Source organism: Agrobacterium sp. fls2-241-TYG-188a (genome assembly GCF_030209845.1).
In genome coordinates this window covers 729,969-754,364 of the sequence record NZ_JARVRD010000003.1, presented here as the reverse complement: position 1 = coordinate 754,364, position 24,396 = coordinate 729,969, and the positions used below count along the sequence as shown (strand labels likewise).

22 protein-coding genes are annotated in these 24,396 nt (G+C 58.1%); 12 read left to right on the top strand and 10 right to left on the bottom strand.

Going from position 1 to position 24,396, the window contains the following annotated elements; genetic code table 11:
• Positions 1-56: 56 nt before the first annotated feature.
• Positions 57-3,740 (bottom strand): trifunctional transcriptional regulator/proline dehydrogenase/L-glutamate gamma-semialdehyde dehydrogenase, encoded by a 3,684-nt coding sequence (gene putA, locus QRN85_RS17510; RefSeq protein WP_284759544.1) that lies wholly within the window; start codon positions 3,738-3,740, stop codon positions 57-59.
• A 152-nt stretch (positions 3,741-3,892) separates the two neighbouring features.
• Between putA and QRN85_RS17505 the strand changes: the two genes are divergently transcribed.
• The gene (locus QRN85_RS17505; protein WP_284759542.1) at positions 3,893-4,363 is read left to right on the top strand and encodes an Lrp/AsnC family transcriptional regulator; all 471 of its coding nucleotides are present in this window, start codon (positions 3,893-3,895) and stop codon (positions 4,361-4,363) included.
• Between the two features lie 51 nt (positions 4,364-4,414).
• Here the strand turns inward: QRN85_RS17505 and QRN85_RS17500 are convergent, their stop codons facing one another.
• Complete coding sequence (locus tag QRN85_RS17500; protein WP_062585510.1) at positions 4,415-4,981, bottom strand: sigma-70 family RNA polymerase sigma factor; 567 nt, start codon at positions 4,979-4,981, stop codon at positions 4,415-4,417.
• Positions 4,981-5,181 carry a NepR family anti-sigma factor gene (locus tag QRN85_RS17495; RefSeq protein WP_062584215.1) on the bottom strand — a complete coding sequence of 67 codons (201 nt, stop codon included), beginning with the start codon at positions 5,179-5,181 and terminating at the stop codon, positions 4,981-4,983. The genes QRN85_RS17500 and QRN85_RS17495 overlap by 1 nt, the downstream gene beginning before the upstream one ends.
• A gap of 139 nt (positions 5,182-5,320) precedes the next feature.
• Between QRN85_RS17495 and QRN85_RS17490 the strand changes: the two genes are divergently transcribed.
• Together QRN85_RS17490 and QRN85_RS17485 are read left to right on the top strand one after the other, a co-directional pair.
• The gene (locus QRN85_RS17490; protein ID WP_062584217.1) at positions 5,321-6,115 is read left to right on the top strand and encodes a response regulator; all 795 of its coding nucleotides are present in this window, start codon (positions 5,321-5,323) and stop codon (positions 6,113-6,115) included.
• A 111-nt stretch (positions 6,116-6,226) separates the two neighbouring features.
• Positions 6,227-7,222 (top strand): sensor histidine kinase, encoded by a 996-nt coding sequence (locus tag QRN85_RS17485; protein WP_113093484.1) that lies wholly within the window; start codon positions 6,227-6,229, stop codon positions 7,220-7,222.
• Between the two features lie 239 nt (positions 7,223-7,461).
• On the opposite strand, the gene QRN85_RS17480 is transcribed toward QRN85_RS17485, so the two are convergent.
• Positions 7,462-9,171 (bottom strand): sensor histidine kinase, encoded by a 1,710-nt coding sequence (locus QRN85_RS17480; RefSeq protein ID WP_284759539.1) that lies wholly within the window; start codon positions 9,169-9,171, stop codon positions 7,462-7,464.
• Positions 9,172-9,421: 250 nt separating this feature from the next.
• On the opposite strand from QRN85_RS17480, the gene QRN85_RS17475 reads away from it, so the two are divergent.
• On the top strand, positions 9,422-9,985 hold the full coding sequence (locus QRN85_RS17475) for a PRC-barrel domain-containing protein (protein ID WP_284759537.1): 564 nt from the start codon (positions 9,422-9,424) through the stop codon (positions 9,983-9,985).
• 118 nt (positions 9,986-10,103) lie between these two features.
• Here the strand turns inward: QRN85_RS17475 and galE are convergent, their stop codons facing one another.
• From galE to QRN85_RS17460, 3 genes are all read right to left on the bottom strand, one after another.
• The gene (gene galE / locus QRN85_RS17470) at positions 10,104-11,087 is read right to left on the bottom strand and encodes a UDP-glucose 4-epimerase GalE (RefSeq protein WP_112962932.1); all 984 of its coding nucleotides are present in this window, start codon (positions 11,085-11,087) and stop codon (positions 10,104-10,106) included.
• Positions 11,088-11,227: 140 nt separating this feature from the next.
• Positions 11,228-11,659: a hypothetical protein gene (locus tag QRN85_RS17465; protein WP_113099206.1), complete on the bottom strand. Its 432-nt coding sequence runs from the start codon at positions 11,657-11,659 to the stop codon at positions 11,228-11,230.
• A gap of 9 nt (positions 11,660-11,668) precedes the next feature.
• Positions 11,669-12,010 carry an ElaB/YgaM/YqjD family protein gene (locus QRN85_RS17460; protein ID WP_062584230.1) on the bottom strand — a complete coding sequence of 114 codons (342 nt, stop codon included), beginning with the start codon at positions 12,008-12,010 and terminating at the stop codon, positions 11,669-11,671.
• Between the two features lie 223 nt (positions 12,011-12,233).
• On the opposite strand from QRN85_RS17460, the gene nspC reads away from it, so the two are divergent.
• A complete protein-coding gene (nspC, locus tag QRN85_RS17455; protein WP_284759533.1) occupies positions 12,234-13,331 on the top strand; it encodes a carboxynorspermidine decarboxylase in 1,098 nt (365 codons plus the stop codon).
• Positions 13,332-13,378: 47 nt separating this feature from the next.
• On the top strand, positions 13,379-14,617 hold the full coding sequence (locus QRN85_RS17450; RefSeq protein ID WP_062584234.1) for a saccharopine dehydrogenase family protein: 1,239 nt from the start codon (positions 13,379-13,381) through the stop codon (positions 14,615-14,617).
• A gap of 83 nt (positions 14,618-14,700) precedes the next feature.
• Here QRN85_RS17450 and QRN85_RS17445 read toward each other — a convergent pair whose 3' ends face one another.
• Positions 14,701-14,937, bottom strand: coding sequence for a DUF2934 domain-containing protein (locus QRN85_RS17445; RefSeq protein ID WP_062584235.1), 237 nt, complete (start codon positions 14,935-14,937; stop codon positions 14,701-14,703).
• Between the two features lie 285 nt (positions 14,938-15,222).
• Between QRN85_RS17445 and QRN85_RS17440 the strand changes: the two genes are divergently transcribed.
• The 5 genes from QRN85_RS17440 (at position 15,223) to QRN85_RS17420 (ending at position 20,254) form a co-directional block, all read left to right on the top strand.
• Positions 15,223-16,296 carry an enoyl-CoA hydratase/isomerase family protein gene (locus QRN85_RS17440; protein ID WP_284759529.1) on the top strand — a complete coding sequence of 358 codons (1,074 nt, stop codon included), beginning with the start codon at positions 15,223-15,225 and terminating at the stop codon, positions 16,294-16,296.
• 148 nt (positions 16,297-16,444) lie between these two features.
• Positions 16,445-17,431, top strand: a complete 987-nt coding sequence (cysP, locus tag QRN85_RS17435; protein ID WP_062584239.1) for a thiosulfate ABC transporter substrate-binding protein CysP — start codon at positions 16,445-16,447, stop codon at positions 17,429-17,431.
• 69 nt (positions 17,432-17,500) lie between these two features.
• Complete coding sequence (cysT, locus tag QRN85_RS17430; RefSeq protein ID WP_112962928.1) at positions 17,501-18,328, top strand: sulfate ABC transporter permease subunit CysT; 828 nt, start codon at positions 17,501-17,503, stop codon at positions 18,326-18,328.
• A gap of 4 nt (positions 18,329-18,332) precedes the next feature.
• Positions 18,333-19,226, top strand: coding sequence for a sulfate ABC transporter permease subunit CysW (cysW, locus tag QRN85_RS17425; protein WP_062584241.1), 894 nt, complete (start codon positions 18,333-18,335; stop codon positions 19,224-19,226).
• Entirely contained in the window at positions 19,223-20,254 is a 1,032-nt protein-coding gene (locus tag QRN85_RS17420) for a sulfate/molybdate ABC transporter ATP-binding protein (protein WP_284759528.1), read from the top strand. The genes cysW and QRN85_RS17420 overlap by 4 nt, the downstream gene beginning before the upstream one ends.
• Before the next feature lie 162 nt (positions 20,255-20,416).
• On the opposite strand, the gene QRN85_RS17415 is transcribed toward QRN85_RS17420, so the two are convergent.
• Both QRN85_RS17415 and QRN85_RS17410 read right to left on the bottom strand, forming a co-directional pair.
• Positions 20,417-21,853, bottom strand: a complete 1,437-nt coding sequence (locus tag QRN85_RS17415) for an NAD-dependent succinate-semialdehyde dehydrogenase (RefSeq protein WP_062584247.1) — start codon at positions 21,851-21,853, stop codon at positions 20,417-20,419.
• Positions 21,854-22,136: 283 nt separating this feature from the next.
• Positions 22,137-23,324, bottom strand: coding sequence for an acyl-CoA dehydrogenase (locus QRN85_RS17410; protein ID WP_122069263.1), 1,188 nt, complete (start codon positions 23,322-23,324; stop codon positions 22,137-22,139).
• Between the two features lie 96 nt (positions 23,325-23,420).
• Here QRN85_RS17410 and QRN85_RS17405 point away from each other — a divergent pair, with 96 nt between their 5' ends.
• Positions 23,421-24,335, top strand: a complete 915-nt coding sequence (locus QRN85_RS17405) for a LysR family transcriptional regulator (protein WP_062584251.1) — start codon at positions 23,421-23,423, stop codon at positions 24,333-24,335.
• Positions 24,336-24,396 lie beyond the last annotated feature (61 nt).

Genomic DNA, 24,396 nt, shown 5'->3' with positions numbered 1-24,396 from the left:
TCGAATACGCTTCGAAACAGCCGCTGGCGAGATTGGGTTCTCGCCAGCGGTTTTTTTTAGCCTATCGACATCAGGCTGGCATTGCCGCCCGCTGCCGTCGTGTTGACGCTGACGGAGACTTCCTCAAGCAACCAGTTGAGATTGTAGGACTGCTGGCCTGTCTCCAGCATCGCAGTCGTTGCGGTCTGAACGAGAACCAGAGGGCCTGGCAGCTCGGCGATGCGGGCATTGACCTGCCGCACCCGGTCCGCATCGCCCTCAACCAAGGCGCCTGCGAATGGGCCGGAGCCCGCCCAGTCATCCGACCACGTAACAAGCGTCGCCACGTTGGCTGGCAAGCCCTTCAGCTCTGCCTCCAGACCGGATGCCCTGTCGATTGTGACCCTGTTACCTGTCGCAAGTGCCGCCGCCAGCTGGCAAAACAGCCCGTTTGCCGTCAGCGGGGCCAGAAGAACATGGCCACGCGGATGCAGGGCATAGAGATTGCGTTCGCCCACTGGTCCGGCAAGCTCGGTTTCGAAGCCAAGCCCGGAAATCTGTCCCTGATGGCGGGCGGCCTGCGCGGCTTGTGTCTCACCCTTCTCCTCAAGCCAGCGGATCAGTTCCGCAAGAGCGGCATTATCCTGCGCGCCGTCGAAGCCGGTGAGGGGCGGCGTAACCGTCAACCGTCCCAGATAGAGCGGTCCACCGGCTTTCGGCCCGGTGCCGGAAAGTCCACGCCCGCCGAAAGGCTGCACACCCACGACCGCACCGATGATGTTGCGATTGACGTAGAGATTGCCAGCCTTCACTCGCGACAGCACATGCGCGATCGTGGTGTCGAGGCGGGTGTGCAGGCCGAAGGTCAGGCCATAGCCCGTTGCGTTGATATCGTCGATGAGGCGGTCGAGCTTATCGCGCTTGAAGCGGATGACATGCAGCACAGGCCCGAAGACTTCGCGCTTGAGGTCGGAGAGCGCCCGCAATTCGATGATGGTGGGGGGAACGAATGTGCCCTTGTCGGTCTCACCGGCAAGCGTGATCTGCTCGATTGAATTGCCAAGCGCGCGCATCGCCTCAATGTGCTTTTCGATATTGTCCTTGGCTTCCTGCGTGATCACAGGCCCGACATCGACCGAAAGCCGGTCCGTCCTGCCGATGCGCAATTCGTGTAGCGCGCCTTTCAGCATCGTCAGCGTTCTGTCAGCCACATCGTCCTGAAGGCAGAGAACGCGCAGTGCCGAGCATCGCTGCCCTGCGCTGTCGAAGGCCGATGCAATCACGTCTGCCACCACCTGTTCGGCCAGAGCAGAGGAATCGACGATCATGGCGTTCTGTCCACCCGTTTCCGCGATCAATGGAATGGGCTGTCCGTTTCGTGAAACGCGCGCGGCCAACTGCTTCTGGATCAACCGGGCAACCTCGGTGGAGCCGGTAAACATGACGCCTGCCGTTTGCGAAGCGCCGACAAGCTGCGCACCGGTCTTGCCGTCACCCGGCAGCAGTTGCACCGCATCTGTGGGAATGCCTGCGGCGTGCAGCAGGCGAATACCCTCTGCGGCAATCAGCGGTGTTTCCTCAGCAGGCTTTGCAAGAACCGGATTTCCGGCCACCAGTGCTGCCGCTACCTGTCCGATGAAGATGGCGAGCGGAAAATTCCATGGGCTGATGCAGACCACCGGCCCAAGGGCTTGTTGCTCCGCGCTGAACGTTTTGCGCGCCTCGGCAGCATAATAGCGCAGGAAGTCGATGGCCTCGCGGACTTCGGAAATGGCGTTGGGGGCGGATTTTCCGGCTTCGCGCATGATCAGGCCAAGCAGGACGGGAAGCTTTGCCTGCATCATGTCGGCTGCCTTTTCAAGGCAGGCTGCACGCTCTTGCGCGCTGGTGTGCGGCCATGTGGAAGCAGCGGCGGCTTCAAGTGCCGCATCAACATCGCCGGGCGTGGGTTCGGTCACATAGCCCACGACATCGTTGAGGTCGCCGGGGTTCAATATGGGCCTTGTTGGGCCGGAAGCGTTTCGCGATGCAGCCTTCCACTCGATCTGTGCACTGGCACGAAGGGCATCACCCAGCAAAGCAAGTGTCTCTTCGTTGGAAAGATCAAGCCCGGACGAATTCTCCCGCGTGCCATAGAGACGGGCGGGTTTGACGATCTTGTCATGCTGCGCACCCGGCGTCGCCATGGATCTGACAACTGCGACAGGGTCTTCCAGCAAGGAATCGACGGCTACGTTGGGGTCGGCTATGCGGTTGACGAAGGAAGAGTTCGCACCGTTTTCCAGCAGGCGACGGACCAAATAGGCAAGCAGCGTTTCGTGGGTTCCAACCGGCGCGTAGAAGCGGCACGGCCGGTCAAGGTTCTGCTTGCCGACGACCTCGCCATAGAGCGGCTCTCCCATGCCATGCAGGCACTGGAATTCGTAGTCGCCGATTTTGAAGTCTGGCCCAGCAAGGTGATAGATCGTTGCCAACGACTGCGCATTGTGGGTGGCGAATTGCGGGAAGATCACATCGCGGGCGGCCAGAAGCTTGCGGGCGCAGGCGATATAGGACACATCCGTGTGCACCTTGCGTGTAAAAACGGGGAAGTCTTGGAGACCATCCAGCTGCGCGCGCTTGATTTCCGCGTCCCAATAGGCACCCTTGACCAGCCGAACCATGATGCGACGGTTGGAGCGTCTGGCGAGATCAACTATGTAGTCCAGCACGAAGGGGCAGCGGCGGCTATAGGCCTGGACCACAAAGCCAAGGCCGTGCCAGTTGTCCAGCTCCGGGTCCAGCGAAAGCGTTTCCAGAAGGTCGAGCGACAGTTCCAGCCGGTCTGCCTCTTCCGCGTCGATGTTGAGGCCGATGTCGTAGCGTTTTGCCAGCAACATCAGCGATTTGACCTTGGGCAAAAGCTCGGCCATGACGCGTTCGACCTGCGAACGGCTATAGCGCGGATGGAGGGCGGACAGCTTGATGGAAATGCCCGGGCCGCCGTAGACGCCGCGACCAGCGGAAGCCTTGCCGATGGCGTGGATGGCGTTCTCGTAATCGCGGTAGTAGCGCTGCGCATCCTTTGCCGTGGTCGCGGCCTCGCCCAGCATGTCATAGGAATATTGGAAGCCCTGCGCCTCCAGCGGCTTGGAACGGTTGATGGCTTCGCCAATCGTCTGTCCGGTCACGAACTGCTCGCCCATCATCCGCATGGCCATATCGACGCCGCGGCGGATGACCGGCTCTCCGGCCCGCGAGATGAGCTTGGTCAGAGCCGCCGATAGCCCCTTGTCATTGACCGTCGATGTCAGCTTGCCGGTAATCACCAGCCCCCAGGTAGCGGCGTTGACGAAGAGCGACCGGCCACCACCCAGATGCGAGCGCCAGTCTCCGGTGGCGATCTTGTCGCGGATCAGCGCATCCCGGGTAGCGGCATCGGGAATACGCAGCAGCGCTTCGGCAAGGCACATCAGCGCCACGCCCTCCTGGCTGGACAGCGAATATTCCTGCACCAGCCCTTCGACGCCAGTGCCCTTTGCCTTGGAGCGAAGCGCCTGCACCAGCTTGCGCGCCGTCGTGCGGATGGTGGCGACCTGCTCTGGCGAGACGTCTGCAGCTTCAAGCAGCGGCACTATGCATTCGGGCTCGGCCCGGCGATAGGCGGCGGTTATGGCTTGACGGAGCGCGCTTTGCGGTTGCGCTGGCGGTGCGAAATGCTCGAAGAGCCCGCCGGTGTCATTTGTCTCATGTGTCGTGATGATCGCTGCGTTTTCCGACATGGCCCTGTCCCTGAAGTTCTGCCGCGAGCGCACATTTCCGTCGCTCCGTTTCAGCACTCAGAATATCATTGCTGCGAAAATTGCTATGGTCCTATTTTAGCGATATATCAGGACGAAATAACTTATAATTCGCATCAGAAAAGGCAATATGGATGCCAAAAACGCTAGAAACAGGCAATCTCGATCACTTCGATATGAAGATACTGGAAGCGATGAGCGACGATGGCCGCATGTCCATTCTCGAGCTTTCCAGACGGGTCGGCCTTTCCAAGACACCCTGCCAGACACGGCTGAAGCGGCTGGTCGATGAGGGTTACATCCTTGGCTTTCGTGCGATGCTGAACCCTGCAAAGCTCGGGCTGGAGCACATTGCCTTTACCGAAGTGAAACTATCGGACACGCGGGAAAAGGCGTTGGAGGATTTCAACGCTGCTGTTCGCAAGATCAAGGAAGTGGAAGAGTGCCACATGATCGCAGGCGCGTTCGATTATCTCTTGAAGGTGCGCACGACCGATATACGCAAATACCGCCGCGTTCTGGGGGAGAAAATCTCCAGCCTGCCAAGCGTGGCCAACACGTCGACCTTTGTCGTCATGCAATCGGTCAAGGATGTCGGGATGTAAAAAAACGGCGCAGCCTTGGGCTACGCCGTTTCATATTCTGACTGCCGAAGGTTAGCGCACGGCAGCAGCAGCCGTGACTGCGGTCATCTGTGCGTCCGGGCCAAACTCGTTCTCGTCCTCGATGCCAAGCAGTTCCTGCAGGCGAAGGCGGGCACGGCTGACACGACTTTTGATTGTGCCGACGGGGCAACCGCAGATTTCCGCAGCTTCCTCATAGGCAAAGCCGGATGCACCGATCAGCAGAATAGCTTCGCGTTGGTCTTCAGGAAGCTTGGCAAGCGCAGTCTTGAAGTCTGCAAGATCGACAGAGCCATGCTGTTCCGGAGGCACGGACAGGCGCGATGTGTATGCGCCGTCGGTATCCTGAACTTCGCGGCCGGATTTTCTGATCTGGCTATAAAACTCGTTGCGCAGGATTGTCACAAGCCATGCACGCATGTTTGTGCCAGGCTGATAGCTTTCCTGTTTTGCCCAGGCCTTCATGATCGTATCTTGTACGAGGTCGTCAGCACGGTCGCGGGATCTGATGAGAGAGATGGCAAATGCGCGGAGATTTGGCAGAGCGGCCAGCATTTCGCGCTTGAAATTGTATTCGTTCTTGCTCGGATCTGTGGCCATCATCCCCTCGAAGCTTTTGCGTTGTTTTCAGCTTCGTCGAGCTTTTCGAGAAGATCGAGAAATTTGTCCGGAATGCCTTCATCCTGCACTGCGTCATATAATTCACGTAATTTTCGCGAGATAACAGCGCGACCCGAATCGGGGACGGTCGGCGACGTTCCCTTGTCAGATGGATCCTGGTCCGATTGAAACATGCTCATGATTTCCGGTATTCCTCTGGTGACGTCGTCTATAATGCATGGCAATAAAAATAGTTCCAGGAAAAGGGAACTATTTTCGCAACGCCGCGTTTTTTCGTTCAGGTTTGCGCTGCAAACCGCATGAACAGGGGAGAATTCCATGTCAGTTTCTACACGCATCGCACCGCATCTGCCCTACCTCCGCAGGTTTGCCCGTGCTGTTTGCGGTTCTCAGTCCACCGGCGACGCATATGTGGCTGCCAGCCTTGAAGCATTGATTGCCGATGTCAGCATTTTTCCGCAGACAAGCAGCGATCGTGTTTCGCTTTACCAATTGTTTGTCTCCATCTTTAGTTCCGTCACCATCAACATTAAGAATGACGAGAACCTCACAGGCTGGGAAAAGCGCGCTTCCGCGAACCTTTCCGCCGTGCCCGCCGTCCCGCGCCAGGCGTTCCTGCTGACGACGGTCGAGGAATTTTCTCTTGCAGAAGTGGCCGAAGTGCTGCGCGTGCCGGAAAGCGAAGTCAGCCAGTTGATCGATGAAGCCGCGTCCGAGATTGCACGTCAGGTTGCTACCGATATCATGATCATCGAGGACGAGCCTCTGATCGCCATGGATATCGAGCAGATGGTGACCGACCTCGGCCACAACGTGACGGGCATTGCGCGCACCCACAAGGAAGCGCTCGAACTCTTCCATCGCACGCAGCCAAAGATGATCCTTGCCGATATCCAGCTTGCAGACGGAAGCTCGGGTCTCGAAGCAATGAAGGAAATTCTGCAGATGACGACGCTGCCGGTCATCTTCATCACGGCCTTCCCGGAACGCCTTCTGACGGGCGAGCGCCCTGAGCCGACCTTCCTTGTTACCAAGCCGTTCAACCCGGATATGGTCAAGGCACTCATCAGCCAGGCTCTTTTCTTCAATGAAAGTTCACGTGTCGCCGCTTAAACTTCACTGATTCGGAAAAGATTTGGAACTCGGGTTCAGGCCCGGCGTTGACGTCGGAATGTTTCACAGGCATCGCGACACTCTTCGCCGCTTCCCCGTTAGGAGACCATATTGCATCGGCTGGCGTGGCATAATGCGGAGCGGGACGAGGGCGATCTGCACGATTCTCTCGTGCTTGCCCTGCTGGACTCTGATGAGACGGTCATGCTTCAGGACCGCGATAGAGAGTATATCTTTATCGCCAACCTTCCCGACGTGTGGAGCCTGCCGACTGAGACCGGCGAAGACCCTACCGATCTGACGATGTTCGGTAAGGATCTTGCTCTCCGCCTGGCAGAGTTGAAGAAGGACCTGACATCGGCGGGCAGCCGTGGAATGCTGGAGGTCAGTGCCGGCAAGGATCGCGTGTTCCAGTTCCATGTCTACTCGACGGTCAATATGTCAGGACAGCGTGTTCTCAAGACGACGATCCGTGAAATCACGGTTGAGCGACGGCGCGAGCAATTGCTTCGCTCGCTTCTGCGGGAAGTCAGTCACCGCTCCAAGAACCTCCTCGCTATCATCCAAAGTCTTTCCGCCCAGACAGCCCGTTTCAGCTTCACCAAGGAAGATTTCTTGCGTAAGTTCCGCGGCAGGCTTCACGCCTTGGCGCAGTCGCAGGATTTGATCACGGATTCCGACTGGCGTGGTGCTGAGATATTCGACCTGCTTCGCCAGCAGTCCGATCTGTACCTGCCGGAATATCCCAACCTGATCAAAATGGTGGGAGAAAACCTGCTGCTCAACCCCAATGGCGCTCTCTATGTGGGGCTGGCGTTCCACGAGCTCGTGGTCAACACCGTCAGCCACGGCGGCAACCTCTCACGCCACCTTCCCATCACGCTCGATTGTCGCAAGGATGTCGATTTCTTCGAAGTGCGTTGGACAGAGCCGCTTGCCATAGACGTTTCGCAACCGGTTTCCGCTGATGGAGACAAACGCAGCCACTTTGGCAGCGTGGTGCTTGAAAAGGTCGTTCCTGCAGCCCTAGGGGGCGAGGCGACCTATTCCGTGAGCGGCGATAACATCGACTATTTCCTGAGATTTCCAGCGCCTCTACCGACCTGATCTTCGACATGCACCGAAACCTGGCTTTCAGGTTTGGTGCATGTGAGGAACTCACATGGCGGGAGCGTTCATCTTCTTGAAAACCAGCCCCAGAAACGCAAAAGCACGGCTCCGTAGAGCCGTGCTATCTGTGGCAGGTTTTCAGGGGCAAAACCTGCATCGCCAAGCCTCAGGCGGGGACGGGGAGTGGCTTGGCTTGCAGGAATAACGCGAAACCTCTTTTTCCGTTCCCGCCAGGATTAATTATTTTCGACGGTCGCAGAATTTTTCCGGGTGATGAAATGGCGCAGTGGAGCGGTTAGCGTCCATCTGAAGCCGTCCTCGGCGTAATCCATTGTAATATTTGCGGAAAATGAGCTTTCGGCGTGACGTTTGATAATGGTTGACCCAAAGCCGCTCCGGGTCGGGGCCACGGCTGCGGGGCCGCCAACCTCGTTCCAGTCGACCGTCAGCATGTCATGGGCGCCGTCCTGATGCCGCGTCCAGCTAAGCTCTACATGTGCGGTTTTCCGGGAAAGGGCGCCGTATTTGATGGAATTCGTCGTCAGCTCATGCAGCACCAGTCCCAGGTTCTGCGCTGCCTCGGGCGAGAGCATGAAGTCTTCGCCGCTTAACCGCACCTGATCTGCGGCGGGCCCGAACACATTGATATGGGTTTCGATCAAGCGACGCATGGGCAGGCCCTGCCATTGAACCTCGGAAAGCGCGGTGATCGACATTCCAAGGCCGCGAAGACGGTGATCAACGGCTTTCTGAAATTCCGGGATAGTGGTGTTTTCCCGCGCGAGCTGACGCATCATGGCCTGCACAAGGGTCAGCATGTTTTTCGAGCGATGGACGAGCTCGTGCAAAATGAGATGCGTGTGGTCTTCCGCCTGACTGCGGTCGAAGGAGGCGTTGGAAAGCGCGACGGCAACCTGATTGGCCTCCTTGATCTTGGTATCGACCGGCGCAACGATCTCGCCTTTGCCGATCCGTTGGGCCATCGCCACCAGCGCTCTGATGGAGCCGCGCATTTGTCGTCCGACGAGATAGGCACCGGCGATGGCAATCATGATGAGGAGGAAACTGCCGATCATCATCTTGCGCCAGGTGCTCATCAGGGCAGACTGGCTGTTGTCAGCCGGTCCCCAGATCACCGCCTTCCATGACCAGCCCGGAAGCTGGGAGTGGGCGTAGATGATGCCATTGTCATCTTCAAAGCTGCCGCTGAAAGATGTCATCCGGCTGGTCGCATCGCTGTTGGCAAAGGGCGCTCCGGCAGCATTGGCCTCCGGCGCACTGGAGGCGACGATATGATTGCCTCCATCGAGGATCGCCACGGACCATCCCGGCGGCAGACCGTCGGTCGATGTCAGCCCCATCAGGTCTTCGGCATTCTGAGTCATGATCAAGGCATCGCCCGCCGCCGAGAGCGCCTTGGGCAGGGGCCGCATGACGTTGAATACCCATTGCTTGCTGGTATTCCCGAAGAAGATGTTGGAGACAGCGGTCCTTCCACCCGCAATCACTTCCGCAAGCTTGAGGTGTTGGGGCACTGGACCGAGAGGTTGATCGAAGGCAACGCGGCTGTTCAGGCGCTGCTTCCCATCGAGATTTGCGATGATGACATAGAGACCCTGTTTTTCCAGGCTCTCGCTCACTCGCTTGTGAAAAGCCGAGAGGTCGCCGTTTTCCAGCTCTGGAAACTGCGAGAGCAGATTGAGGGAGGTCGACATTTCCTGCAGCCGCCGCTCGACGTTCCGGCTGATTGCTCTGGCGTCCTCAACGGCTTCGCGCTGGAGGTCGTCGCGCTCGTTGGCTTCCAGCCTCAGCATCAGATAACCAACGAAGATGACAAGAGGCAGGGTAATTACCGTTGTCATTACAACGAGATAAACGCTTATGGGCGCGGTCGGGAAGAATCCAGCAAGCCGTTGTCTCAGTCTTGAAATGATTCGGTTCTGCATGTTTTCGCTGGAATTCACCGGGTGCGCAAATCGTGTCTGGCATATGCAGAATGGCTTAAGCGTGGCGGCTGCGCAATGCAATTCATTGCCTTAAGAAGCATCATTTCTTGTCGTTGATTTCGTCCTGATTGCCTAAAAAGGTGGCGGAACCATTTTTGACCTGTCGTCGTTTGCAAACCAACAGGCTCACACAGAAACGGAAAAACCGTCACGAGCAGGTTTTCGAAAAGATACAATAGGAAGGCACGAAATGAAAAAGACACTCACCACGATCGTTACCGCCGCTCTCTTGGGTTCCACGACATTCGCACCCCTTGCTATGGCCCAGACGTCTACCCAGCCAGCACCGGCAGCGCCAAGCACGGCTGCACCAGCAACGACAGCTGAACCTGCAGCGCCAGCCATGACCGGCACAACATCCGCGGCCTCTGGCAGCTACCTCACCGAGCAGGCTGCAAACCAGATCAGCGCGAATGACTATATCGGCAATGCCGTTTACACCTCGGCTGACGAAAGCATCGGCAGCGTCACCAACCTGATCATGGAAGAAAATGGCGGCATTGTCGCAGCCGTGGTCGGCGTCGGTGGTTTCCTGGGCCTCGGTGCCAAGGATGTGGCAGTGCCGATGGACAAGATTACGGTCACCCGTGACACGGAAAACGGCACGATCCGTCTGACGACGACGGAAACAGCTGAAACCCTCAAGGCCGCGCCGGAATTCGTCACGATGAAGGACAAGAGCGCTGGCGAGGGTGCTGCCGCTCCTGCTGCCCCGGCAACGAATGGTGCAGCGACCACTGCGCCCAAGAACTAACCTTTCCTGGGAGAGAGGAGCTACGACACATATCGTAGCGGAACACCGGTCCATCGGGGCCGGTGTTTTCTTTTGCAGGAACTTTAGTTGTCGCAGCCTAAAACTGCGCTGGTCCCGGTCACATTGTTTCGTTGCGGGAAGAATGCCAGCGCCACGCCGAACGAATGATGTCGGTCAGCGTATATTGTGGCTCCCAGCCCAACACCTCACGCGCCTTGTCGTTATTGGCAACCAGCGTGGTGGAATCGCCCTCGCGGCGTTCCGTATATTCGACCGGGAAAGGTCTGCCGGAGACCTCAGATATCGTGTCCAGCAATTCCTTCACGGTCGTGCCCGTTCCGGTGCCAAGATTAAGCTCAACCGTCTCGCCTCCAGCCAGAAGATAGTCGACAGCGCGAACATGCGCGTCGGCGAGATCCAGGATGTGAATATAGTCGCGCACGCATGTTCCGTCGCGCGTATCGTAGTCCGTACCGAAAACCTTGAAGCCTTGGCGACGGCCGAGCGCCGCCTCGATGGCGAGCGGGATGGCATGGGTTTCAGGCTTGTGCCACTCGCCGATACGGCCTTCAAAATCCGCACCCGCCGCGTTGAAATAGCGCAACATCACGGATTTTAGACCCTTGTAGGTGCTGAAATCCTTGAGCGCCTGCTCCACGACCCACTTTGTGCGACCATAGGGATTGATGGGCGCCTGGGGATGGGTTTCGTCGAGTGGAACGCGCTCTGGCAAGCCATAGGTGGCGCAAGTCGACGAAAAGACGAATGCCTTGACGCCCGCATCCATCGTTGCAGACAGGAGGGTCAGGGCACCGAGGACGTTGTTGTCGTAAAACGCCACCGGGTTCTTTACCGATTCACCCACCTCGATCAGCGCTGCGAAATGCAGAACGGCTTCCGGCTGGTGTTTGGAAAAGACCTCATCAAGCCGGGCGCGATCGCGAATATCTCCGTGCTCGAACGGTCCCCAGCGGACGAATTCCTCGTGTCCATTGGACAGGTTGTCGAAAACGACAGGTTCATAGCCCCGTTCGGCAAGCAGCAGGCATGTATGTGAACCGATATAACCGGCTCCGCCGACAACAAGAACTTTCTTCCGCATCCAGCATTTTCTCCGTTGAACAGACGTCTGGGAAACTGCCTATCATTTTGTCGGCAGAAGGGCAGTGGAAATTTATCGCACGCAACGCACAAAGGCCGCCCTGCGAAGGGGCGGCCTTTGTAATCGTCGGCATGTGCCGATTATTTTTTCTTCAGTACTGTGGTGCGAGAAGCGATGTAGCCCAGCGCAAGCGCCGTCAGCAAGGTCACATAGGGACGGTTTCTGAGGGCACCCGCCGCAACGGCCTGAACCGCAAGAGGTGCGGCCGCAAGCGGTGCAAAGGGGCTGACGACAGGTCGCGTCGCATAGACCCTTGGCCTGCGCATGATCGCCAGACTGACGAGCATGACGACCCCAAGGAAAAAGGCAACGCCGCCAATGACGAAAGCCGCTGGCCCCGCACCGAGTTCCTTGGCCAGGTAAATGGCGCCGCCGACGCAGAGCGCAATGAAAGCGATTGCGAAGAACACCCCGGCCAGCGTCCACAGCAGCAGCTTGGTCTTGATGCGTCTGGTAACGAGTTGGCCTTCTCGCTGGGTATCGCCAAGATAGAGCAGCAGCGCTTCAATCATGGTGAAGCCTTAACGCCGTGTGACGAGGGCGATAAGGAAACCTGCGGCAACCGCAATACCAAGAGATTGAAGAGGGTTTTTCTGCACCTGATAGACCAGATTGTCGTTAATCGACTGAATTTCGTGGCGAACATTGTCAACGGTCTCTTCGCCAGCAGCCATCGCGTCATCTGCAACGCGCGATGCGCGCGCCTTGACCTCGGAAGAAACGCCAACGCCCAGCGCTTTTACGCTGCCGGCGAGGTTTGCAAGGTCTTCACGCAGTTGCGAAAGCTGTGCGGAAACATCAGCCACATCGCCGCCTTCGAGGGTTTCACGTACTTTATCGTCCACGTTGCGAACCGTCGCCATGATATTTCCTTTTCTGAAGTGATGACACAAAATGCCGTGTAAACGGCCCACGCGTAGTTTCACAACGTGCCGGGCAAGGTTTGGTTCCCCAGCTTCCCTCTGCCGACAGAAAAAAGAACGGTCGCACAGAATCTTCTCTGCGGGTTTGTTTTCCTGTCACAAGCATCATATAAGGCCGGTCATTCAGAACCGTCTTTGACTTCCATCAACATGTGATCCGCCAATGCTTCAGACACCGTATTACCTCATCGACAAGACCAGGCTTCTCCGCAACATGGAGAAGATTGCCTATGTGCGCGAAAAATCCGGTGCCAAGGCCCTGCTGGCGCTGAAGTGCTTTGCAACGTGGTCCGTGTTCGATTTCATGTCGCAATATATGGATGGCACAACCTCATCTTCGCTTTACGAAGTTCGGTTGGGCCGCGAGAAATTCGGCGGCGAGACGCACGCCTATAGCGTTGCCTATGCCGATTACGAGATCGATGAGGTCATCTCCAACGCCGACAAGATCATCTTCAATTCCATCAGCCAGCTGGAGCGTTTTGCCGACAAGGCATCCGGGATCACGCGCGGTCTGCGGCTCAACCCGCAGGTCAGCTCCTCCACCTTCGATCTGGCCGATCCGGCCCGGCCCTTCAGCCGTCTGGGCGAATGGGATGTGGCGAAGGTCGAAAAGGTCATGGACCGCATTTCCGGCTTCATGATCCACAACAATTGCGAAAACGGTGATTTCGAACTGTTCGACCGCATGTTGTCGCAGATCGAGGAAAAATTCGGCACGCTTCTGTCGCGGGCGGAATGGGTCAGCCTTGGTGGTGGCATTCACTTCACCGGCGACAATTATCCGATCGACCGTTTCTGCGATCGCCTCAAGGCGTTTTCGGAGAAATATGGCGTACAGGTCTATCTTGAGCCCGGCGAAGCCTCGATCACCAAGAGCACGACGCTTGAGGTAACGGTGCTCGACACGCTGTTTAACGGCAAGAACCTTGCCATCGTCGACAGTTCCATCGAAGCGCACATGCTTGATCTCTTGATCTACCGCGAAAGCGCCAAGGTTTCGCCCAATGAAGGCGACCATGCCTATATGGTATGTGGCAAGTCCTGCCTTGCGGGCGATGTGTTCGGCGAATTCCGTTTTGACCATGAACTGAAGGTTGGTGACCGCGTGTCCTTCCAGGATGCGGCCGGTTACACCATGGTCAAGAAGAACTGGTTCAATGGCGTCAAAATGCCGACAATCGCCATCAAGGAACTCGATGGCACGGTTCGTACAGTCCGTGTATTCGACTTTGCCGATTTCCAGCAAAGTCTGTCTTGATCTATCCACAAACTCACCCCTGCGGGGAAAAGGAGGCATCACCTGAAATGAAGAAGAACGTTCTCATCATCGGCGCCGGTGGCGTAGCACAGGTCGTGGCGCATAAGTGCGCCCAGAACAGCGATGTATTGGGAGACATTCATATTGCGTCACGCACGCTTGAAAAGTGCCGCAAGATTGTCGAATCCGTACGCGAAAAGAAGAGCCTCAAGACAGACGTAAAGCTTGAGGCCCATGCGCTTGACGCGATGGATATCGAGGCGACGAAAGCCTTGATTGCTAAGACCGGCGTTCAGATCGTCATCAATGTCGGCTCGGCCTTCGTCAACATGTCCGTTCTTCGTGCCTGCATGGACACAGGTGTTGCCTATATGGATACGGCGATCCACGAGGATCCGACCAAGATCTGCGAAAATCCGCCATGGTATGGAAATTACGAATGGCAGCGTGCTGCCGAATGCAAGGAAAAGGGCGTCACCGCCATTCTGGGTGTCGGCTTCGATCCCGGCGTCGTCAACGCCTATGCGCGTCTTGCCAAGGATGAGTATTTCGACAAGGTCACGTCAGTCGATATCGTCGATATCAACGCCGGCAGCCATGGTCGCTGGTTCTCCACCAACTTCGATCCGGAAATCAATTTCCGTGAATTTACCGGCGTCGTCTATTCCTGGCAGAACAACCAGTGGCAGACGAACCAGATGTTCGAAGTCGGCCAGGAATTCGATCTGCCCGTCGTCGGCAAGCAGAAGGCCTATATGACGGGCCATGACGAAGTGCATTCGCTGTCCAAGAACATGGATGGCGCAGACGTGCGGTTCTGGATGGGCTTCGGCGACCATTACATCAACGTCTTCACGGTGCTGAAGAACCTCGGCCTACTCTCGGAAAAGCCGGTCAAGACGGCGGAAGGTCTGGAAGTCGTGCCGCTCAAGGTCGTAAAGGCCGTGCTGCCCGATCCGTCCTCGCTTGCGCCTGATTATGTCGGCAAGACCTGCATTGGCGATATCGTCAAGGGCACCAAGGATGGTAAGGAGCGGGAAGTCTTCATCTACAACGTGGCTGACCACAAGGAAGCCTATGAAGAGGTGGGCAGCCAGGGCATTTCCTACACGGCCGGCGTGCCACCGGTTGCTGCAGCCATGCTGATCGCGACGGGCGAGTGGGATGTCAAGCAGATGGCGAATGTGGAAGAGCTTCCACCACAGCCATTCCTCAACATTCTCAACCGGATCGGCCTGCCGAGCCGCATCAAGGATGAGAACGGCGATCGCGCCCTGTCATTCTGATCCAATGAGCACAAAAAAGCCCCGGTCAGTTCATCTGCCGGGGCTTTTTGTATCATCGGGCCCGTAAACTGCTTGGGAGGAACTTACTTAGCGGAAGCGCGTCGCGCCTTCGTCTTCGGCTTTGCCGCTTCTGCCGCCAGAGCCAAATCGACATCTGCCTTCTTGCGGTGTGCGGGCTTGGTGGCCTTGGAATTTTGCAGCAGTGAATATTCCTGCTTTGCCTGCGCCCAATGGTCGGAGTCGCGTCCATGCGGACGTCCCTCATTCTCCCACAGGGTGTAAGCGCGTTTACTGATCCAATCATTTTCTGAAACCGGCATATCTATCTCCCATTAGAACCATCAGCCAGGGGATGGCTGTCTGTATGCAGCCGGCTGCAACGCTTGACTAAGATAGCGCGCCGGTATTTCACCAACTCATTACATGCCATGCCAGGCAGGGACGTCAAGTGAAATTGCTGCACTGCGACAACCTGGCAAAGTTGTTTTTCTGAATGTTTTCAACCGTGTTTGCGCCGAGACTGTCGAGAACAAAACAATAAATGTTGCGTGAAGTTCCCGCGAGCTTCAAACTGATGCCGCAGCGCATTGTTTTTGAGGAGGAGCATGATGCAGCAGAGCTCGGATCAGGGCGAAATCATCATCGAAAGCCTCGGCAGTGCCGGGGTGATTCGTCTCAATCGGGCAAAGGCCATCAACAGTCTCAATGAAGCGATGGTCCGTGATATCAAGGCAGGCCTTGGCGCATTTGCTCGAAACCCTGAGATAACCAGCGTCATCCTGTGCGGGGAGGGTGAGCGCGGGCTTTGCGCAGGAGGCGATGTCCGCCAGATCTACGCGGCGAGGACAGCAAGCGAGGCGGACCGCACACGCTTCTGGCGTGAGGAATTTCCGCTCAACTATGCCATCTCGCATTACCCCAAACCCTTCATCGCCTTCATGGACGGTATCGTGATGGGCGGTGGCGTCGGGGTTTCCGCACATGGCCGGTATCGCATCGTGACCGAGCGGACCCGGCTTGCCATGCCTGAAACGGCCATCGGCTATTTTCCCGATGTCGGTGCAACATGGCTTTTGCCCAAGGCGCCGGGAGAGGCGGGCACCTGGCTTGGCCTGACGGGCCGCGAAGTTGGCGCGGCCGATGCCATCTATCTCGGTCTTGGCGACTACCACATCCCCTCTGCCCGCCTTTTGGAGCTGATGGACGCGCTTGGGCGAGTGTCTTTCTCGGCAGACATCGGTGCGGTCATAGAGAGCTTCGCAACCCCGCCTGAAGGGACAGGTCAGCTTGCTGGGAACCGCGACATGATCGATGCTGCCTTTGCTGGCGAGAGCGTCGAGGCGATCATCATGGCACTGTCGGCCCTGGACAATGATTTCGCGCGCGAAACGCTGGCCACGCTTCAATCCCGGTCTCCGACAAGTCTCAAGCTGACGCTTCGCCTGTTGCGTATGGGAGGGCAAAGCTCCGGCCTGGTGGAGTGTCTCGAGCGTGAATTTGTGGCTGGCTGCGAGGTTCTTCGCAACCATGATTTCTACGAGGGTGTGCGTGCCGCATTGATCGACAAGGACCGTGACCCGAAATGGCGTCCCGACACTCTGCAGGCGGTAAGCAGTGAGGCACTGGACCGGTACTTCGTTTCCTCGCTCACGCCACTTTTTCCTGATCACCGGCTTTGATGCCGCAAGCCGCGCAACATCCGTTTCACAGCGTGCGGCAACGGGGTAAAAAAATCTAACTTCGCGGCGGCTCGCGGAGCAGGATTCCTCGCTGCGAAGAGACCTGTTGCCTATTGTGTGCCCCATATCTGGTGCTTTGGGGTTTTTCATGAAACGGATCATGCTAGTCGGTGCCGCCTTGGCGGCGCTTCTGTCCACGTCTGCATTTGCGCAGGAGCCGAAGACGCTTCTCAATGCCTCCTATGACGTTGCGCGCGAAGTCTTCGCTGCGGAGAACGAAGCCTTCGTCAAGACGCATCCCGGCGTAACCATCGACCAGTCACATGCCGGTACCTCCAAGCAGGCCCGCGCCATTGTGGAGGGTCTTGAGGCCGATGTCGTCACCTTCAATCAGGTCACCGACATCGATTTCCTCGTCAAGCAGGGTTTCGTGTCGGCGGACTGGCAGAAGGGCTTTGCCAACAACGCCTCGCCTTTCTATTCCTTTCCGTCCTTTCTGGTGCGCGCAGGCAATCCCAAGAACATCAAGGACTGGGACGATCTGGTGCGTGACGACGTAAAGATCGTTTTCCCTAATCCCAAGACATCCGGCAACGCCCGCTACACCTATCTGGCGGCAACCGCTTTCGCGAAAGAGAAGTTTGGCGGCGATGACGCCAAGGTGCAGGACTTCATCAAGAAGGTCTTCGCCAACACGCCGGTTTTCGATACCGGGGGACGCGCTGCGACAACAACCTTCGTGGAGCGTGAAGTCGGCGACGTGCTTATTACGTTTGAGGCCGAAACGCGCGGTATTGCCAAGCAGTATGGGACGGACAAATTCGAAAGCGTCGTGCCTTCGGTCAGCCTTCTGGCGGAATTTCCGGTTGCGATCGTAGACAAGGTCGTCGACAAGCGCGGTTCGCGCGCGCTGGCAAAGACCTACCTCGATTTCCTTTACACGGAAGAGGGACAGCGCGTTGCTGCGCAGTTCGGCCACCGCGTCCATGACCCGAAGGTGGCCGCCGAGTTCAAGGACCAGTTCCCTGAAATTCGTCTGGTCAATGTCGACGATGTCTTCGGCGGCTGGGACAAGATCCAGAAAGATCATTTCGCGTCGGGTGCGGTGCTTGATACGCTCTACGGCAGCCGCTAATCGCTGAATGGCTGATTTTGATATCGATCCGGTGGCTTGTCCGCCGGATCGATTTTTCCGTGATGGGGGATGGGTTTGAAACGCAATGTTCTGCCGGGGCTTCGGTTATCCCTTGGCGTTACCCTGCTTTATGTGGGCATCATCGTCGTTCTTCCGCTGGCGGCGCTGGTCTTCAAGGCAGCAAGTCTGGGCCCGGCTGAGTACTGGGCAATCGTATCGTCTCCCCGTGCGGTCGCAAGCTACCGGGTTACCGTGCTGTGCGCGCTTGCGGCAACGTTGTTCAATGTCGTGTTCGGCCTTGCGCTGGCATGGGTGCTGACGCGCTATCGCTTCCCCGGCTGGCGCATTGTCGATGCGATCGTTGATCTTCCCTTTGCCTTGCCCACCGCCGTTGCAGGCATTGCGCTGACCGCCCTGTTTGCCGGTAATGGCTGGTTCGGCTCCGTGCTTGCCCATGCCGGTATCAAGGTCGCCTATACGCCGCTCGGCATCATCATCGCCATGGCCTTTACCAGCCTGCCCTTCATCGTCCGCACGGTTCAGCCGGTGCTGGAAGATATGGATCCCGCCCTTGAGGAAGCCGCGCAATCGCTTGGCGGATCGGATCTGCAGATCTTCCGGAAGGTCATGCTGCCTTTGCTGACTCCCGCCATTCTCGCGGGCCTGTCGCTCTCCTTTGCCAGAAGTCTCGGCGAGTTCGGGGCGATCATCTTCATCGCTGGCAACCAGCCATTCTCGACGGAAATCACCTCGCTTCTCGTCTTCATCCGGCTGGAAGAATATGATTATCAGGCCGCCGCCGCGATTGCCTCCGTGCTTCTGATTACGGCATTCATCATGCTGGCTGTCACCAACTACCTTCAATCCCGCGCATTGCGCTATACGGTAAGGAGCTGAGTGGATGGACGTTCATTCATCCCGTCGCAAGCCACCGCGCGTGGGGGACGCAGCATGGGTGCGGCGTTCGCTCATCGCCTTCGTGCTTGTGGTCGGCGCATTGCTCATCGTGGCGCCTCTGGTGGTCATTGGCGTGGAAGCCTTTTCCCAGGGGTGGAAAACCTACTCGGCGACCATCGGCCACCCGGATACGCGTCACGCGATCATGCTGACGGTCGTCACCGCGCTGATTGCCGTTCCCGTCAACACGGCCTTTGGCATTGCCGCCGCATGGGCCATCACCAAATTCGATTTTCGGGGAAGGCGCTTCCTGCTGGTGCTCATCGAAATCCCGTTTTCCATATCCCCAATCGTTGCTGGTGTGGCCTATCTCTTCGTCTATGGCCTGCAGGGGCTGCTCGGACCCTTCTTTGCCGCTTATGACATCAAGGTGCTGTTTGCCCTGCCGGGCATCGTCATCGCATCCATGTTCGTCACCGCGCCCTTTGTTGCCCGTGAACTGATACCCCTGATGCAGGCGCAGGGGCGCGATCTGGAAGAAGCGGCCACATCGCTCGGTGCATCCGGCTGGAGAACCTTCATGTCGGTGACGCTGCCCAATATCAAATGGGCGCTGCTTTACGGCGTTGTGCTGTGCAACGCCCGTGTGATGGGGGAATTCGGCGCGGTATCGGTCGTCTCGGGCAATATTCGCGGCCAGACCAACACGCTGCCGCTGCATATCGAACTTCTTTATCATGATTATCAGGCCGCTGGCGCTTTCGCCTCGGCCTCCATACTCGCGGCTCTCGCCGTCGTCACGATCATCGCCAAGGTGGCGCTCGAAAAGCGCGGTGCGGGCCGTGGCGCCAGACGCGCGGCCGACAAGACCGACACCGTTACGGAGATACATGCATGAAAATCCGCCTCGAAAACGTGGTGAAAACCTTCGACACGTTCCGCGCGGTGCGCGATGTGTCGCTCGATATCGAAAGCGGCGAATTGCTGGCCCTGCTTGGTCCTTCCGGCTCCGGCAAGACGACGATCCTGCGCATGGTGGCGGGGCTGGAATATGCCGATGGCGGCCAGATCTATTTCGGTGATGAAGACGCCACCAACATCCCGGTGCGTGATCGCGGTGTGGGCTTCGTCTTCCAGCATTACGCGCTTTTCCCGCATATGACGCTCCATGAGAATATCGCCTTCGGCATGAAGGTCTCCAAGGTCAAGCGCGACAAGACCGCCATTGATGCGCGGGTGGATGAATTGCTGCGGCTGGTCAAGCTGGACGGTTTGGGAGATCGGTTCCCGGCGCAGATTTCCGGCGGCCAGCGCCAGCGCGTGGCTTTGGCCCGTGCGCTTTCGGTCGATCCCAAGGTCCTTTTGCTGGACGAGCCCTTCGGCGCGCTTGACGCCAATGTGCGCCGCGACCTGCGCCGCTGGCTTCGCGAGATCCACAACGAGCTTGGCATTACCACTATCTTCGTGACGCATGACCAGGAAGAGGCACTCGATCTCGCCGACCGCGTCGTCATCCTCAATCAGGGTGAAATCGTGCAGCAGGGTACGCCGAAGGAGGTCTGCCGCCAGCCAAACTCGTCCTTCGTCATGCGCTTTCTGGGAGATGCCAATCGAATTTCAGGCATCGCGCGTGGGGGCAAAATTTTCGTCGGCAAGGCAGAAGTGCCGTTTGCCTATAGCCGTGACGATGGCCCCGTCGATATTTATGCCCGCCCCAATGATCTGGAATGGGAAGATTTGCATGATGGTATCCCGGCGCAGGTCACCCGGGTGCTGGACCGCGCAGGCGACCGCCGCGTGATTGCGTCCACGATGGAAGGCGACCAGCTGGAATTCGACGTTCCCCCGGAAACCGCCGTCGAGGCGGGCGACCACGGCCATATCGTCATCCGAAGGGCGAAGATTTTTCCGGCTGACCGGACGTAAGCGAAAGTACTTTAAACGAACCTCACGCACGTCATGTCAGGGCTTGGCCCGGGATTTGTCCGCGTCTGGTGTCGTGGATCGTCATGATCGGGACAGGCCCGGGGTTGAAGGTCGTTCATGCAAAAAGCCCGGTGTTTCCACCGGGCCTTGTCTTATTTTCTATCAGTTCATCTGGCTGACGAAGCGGGTTTCGAGATAGGCCTGAACAGCCTCCGAACCGCCTTCGGTGCCGTAGCCCGAATCCTTGACGCCGCCGAACGGTACTTCCGGCAGGGCAAGGCCGTTGTGGTTGATGGTCAGCATGCCAGCCTCAACCTGACGGCCAAGCGCGTGTGCGGTCTTGACCGAGCCGGTGAAGGCGTAGGATGCAAGGCCGAAGGGCAGGCGGTTGGCTTCGGTGATGGCGTCGTCATAGGTCTTGAAGCGGTTGACGATGGCGACCGGGCCAAATGGCTCGTCGTTCATGATCTTGGCAGACACAGGCACATTCGCCAGAACGGTCGGCTCGAAGAAGTTGCCCTTGTTGCCGATACGCTTGCCGCCGGTCTTCAGTTCGGCACCGTTGGACACGGCGTCCTGAATGAGAGCTTCCATGGCGGGGATGCGGCGTTCATTGGCAAGCGGGCCCATGCCGACGCCCTCTTCGAGGCCGTTTCCGACCTTGATCGCCTTTGCCGCTTCAACGAAGCCTTCAAGGAAACGATCGGCAACACCTTCCTGCACGAGGAAGCGGGTTGGCGCGACGCAGACCTGGCCAGCATTGCGGAATTTGGACATGGACGTGACTTCGATGGCCTTTTCGATATCGGCGTCGTCGAAAATCATCACAGGTGCATGGCCGCCCAGCTCCATCGTGGCGCGCTTCATGTGCTTGCCAGCCAATGCCGCCAGATGCTTGCCGACCGGCGTCGAGCCGGTGAAGGAAATCTTGCGGATCACCGGATGCGGGATCAGATATTCGGAGATTTCGGCTGGAACGCCGTAAACGAGGTTGACGACACCAGCAGGCACGCCAGCATCCACGAAAGCGCGGATCAGCTCAGCCGGAGAGGCCGGTGTTTCCTCAGGTGCCTTGACGATGATGGAGCAGCCGGTTGCAAGCGCTGCGGAAAGCTTGCGCACGATCTGGTTGATCGGGAAGTTCCAGGGCGTGAAGGCGGCAACAGGGCCGACCGGCAGCTTGATGGCAAGCTGCGAAACGCCGGTTGCGCGGGCAGGGATGACTTGGCCGTAGGTGCGGCGCGCTTCTTCGGCAAACCAGTCGATGGTGTCGGCAGCGCCCATGACTTCCATGGCAGATTGTGCCAGCGGCTTGCCCTGTTCGCGGGTCATCAGCCAGGCGATCTTGTCCTTGCGTTCACGCAGCAGATCGGCGGCCTTGCGCATGATCTTGGAACGGTCATAGGGCGACGTATCGCGCCAGATCTTGAAGCCCTTGTCGGCAGCATCCAGCGCCAGATCCAGGTCTGCCTTCTCCGCATGGGCGATTGCACCGATGATTTCGTCGGTGGCTGGATCGGAAACGGCGATGGTCTTGCCCGAAAGGGCATCGCGCCATTCGCCGTTGATGAGGAGCTTGATGTCGGGATAGCTGTGCATTCGAAATACCTTCGTGACTTGACCGACCGGCAGGGATGCCGGAGCCTTCGTTTAATATGCGGTCTCGGAATTTACCGGCGCTGCATGACATGTCTTCCGTGGTGGGACTATCGAAGGCAGCGAAACCGGATATGGCAAATGAATTGCCAGAGACGATGATGACGTCTCTATATTAATTCGTATAGCGGCGGTTTCAACCGCCAGCCGGATTAAAAAGTATTATTTATTTCGCGTCGCAGCAAAACCGGCGGCAGGGTGCCGCCGGTTGCTCAAATCAGCGATCTTAGAAGAAAGCCTGAAGGCCGGTCTGGGCGCGGCCCAGGATCAGCGCATGAACGTCATGGGTGCCTTCGTAGGTGTTGACCGTTTCCAGGTTCTGCGCGTGGCGCATGACATGGTATTCGATCTGGATGCCGTTGCCGCCATGCATGTCGCGAGCCTGACGGGCAATATCCAGCGCCTTGCCGCAATTGTTGCGCTTGACGATGGAGATCATTTCCGGCGCCATCTTGTGCTCATCAAACAGGCGACCGACGCGCAGCGATGCCTGAAGGCCGAGCGTGATTTCCGTCTGCATATCCGCCAGCTTCTTCTGGTAAAGCTGCATGCCGGCCAGCGGCTTGCCGAATTGCTTGCGGTCCATGCCATATTGGTGGGCGCGGAACCAGCAATCTTCGGCAGCGCCCAGAACACCCCAGGAGATGCCATAGCGGGCGCGGTTGAGGCAACCGAACGGACCCTTGAGGCCCGAAACGTTAGGCAGCAGGGCGTCTTCGCCCACTTCCACGCCGTCCATGACGATTTCGCCTGTGATGGAGGCGCGCAGCGACAGCTTGCCGCCGATCTTGGGGGCGGACAGGCCCTTCATGCCCTTTTCAAGAATGAATCCGCGGATCTGATTGTCATGGGCTTCCGATTTTGCCCAGACGACGAAGACGTCGGCAATCGGCGAGTTGGAAATCCACATCTTGGAGCCGCGCAGGCGATATCCGCCTTCGATCTTCTCAGCGCGGGTCTTCATGCCGTTCGGGTCGGAACCGGCGTCAGGCTCCGTCAGGCCGAAGCAGCCGATCAGTTCGCCGGAGACGAGGCCGGGCAGATACTTGTCCTTCTGCTCTTCCGAGCCATAGGCAAAGATCGGGTAGATGACGAGCGACGACTGCACGCTCATCATCGAGCGATAGCCGCTATCGATACGCTCGACTTCGCGGGCCACAAGGCCGTAGGCCACGTAGCTGGCTTCGGCTGCGCCGTATTTTTCAGGCAGCGTCACTCCCAGAAGGCCGGTCTGGCCCATCAGACGGAAAAGCTCAGGTTCGGTCGTTTCGCCGAGATAGGCTTCATTGATGCGTGGCAGAAGCTCGGATTGGGCAAAGGCTGCCGCCGTATCGCGGATCATCCGCTCGTCTTCGGTCAGCTGGTCTTCCAGCAGAAACGGATCCTGCCAATTGAATGATGCGCGTTCGCTCACAGTAAATCTCCACAATTGCTGGGGCAAGTATTGGCATTTGTGTGTGAAGCGGCAAGCCATGTTTACTCATTTTGCTATTACAGATAGGAATGCGCCATGACCTCGCTCAGCCGCAAACTCCTGCCGTCCACCAGCGCTCTCGCCGCATTCGATTCCGTGGCGCGGCTGGGCAGCTTTTCGCTGGCCGCAGATGAGCTTTCACTAACGCAAGGCGCTATCAGCCGGCAGGTTATGTCGCTGGAGGAGCAGCTTGGGGTGCGGCTGTTCGAGCGCGGCGCGCGTGGCGTGGCGCTGACAGCAGAAGGGCAGACCTATGCCAAGGCCGTCGGCACCGCGCTTGGTGATATCCGCTCCGCCTCCCTGCAGATTATGACCAAAACGCATGGCAACACGCTCAACCTTGCCATGCTGCCCACCTTCGGCACGCGCTGGCTGTTGCCGCGCATTCCCAAATTCGTGGCGGCCCATCCGGAAATCACGCTCAATTTCGCAACCCGCATCGGCCAGTTCGATTTCGAGAAGGAAGGGCTGGATATGGCGATCCATATCGGCCAGCCGGATTGGCCCGCGGCTGAAAGCACGTTCCTGATGGACGAGATGGTGGCACCCGTCTGCAGCCCGTCCTTTCTGGCGCAGCACCCCATTTCAAGGGCGCAGGATATTTCCACCCTGCCATTGCTGCATATGGCCTCGCGCCCTGGCGCGTGGGATCACTGGTTCCAGAGCCTCGGGCTCGCCGTCCAGAATGCGCCTGCGATGCGGTTCGAGCAGTTTTCCAGCGTCGCCCAGGGCTGCATTGCCGGGCTTGGCGTTGCGCTCATGCCTCTCTTTCTCATCGATATCGAACTGAAGGCCGGGCAACTGGTTGCCGCCTTCGATCATCAGGTCAAAAGCCCCAGCTCATATTACGCGGTGGCGCCGCTTTCGCGCATCAACCACGCGCCTGTGGTCCTGTTCAGACAGTGGTTACTGGCAGAAGTCGAGGGCTTTCGCGCCGACAACGAGCGATAATTTCCTTGTTCCTGCCGCTACTTAGGGTTTTCTCCCGACGACCCGCCCGCTGCCGACTCGA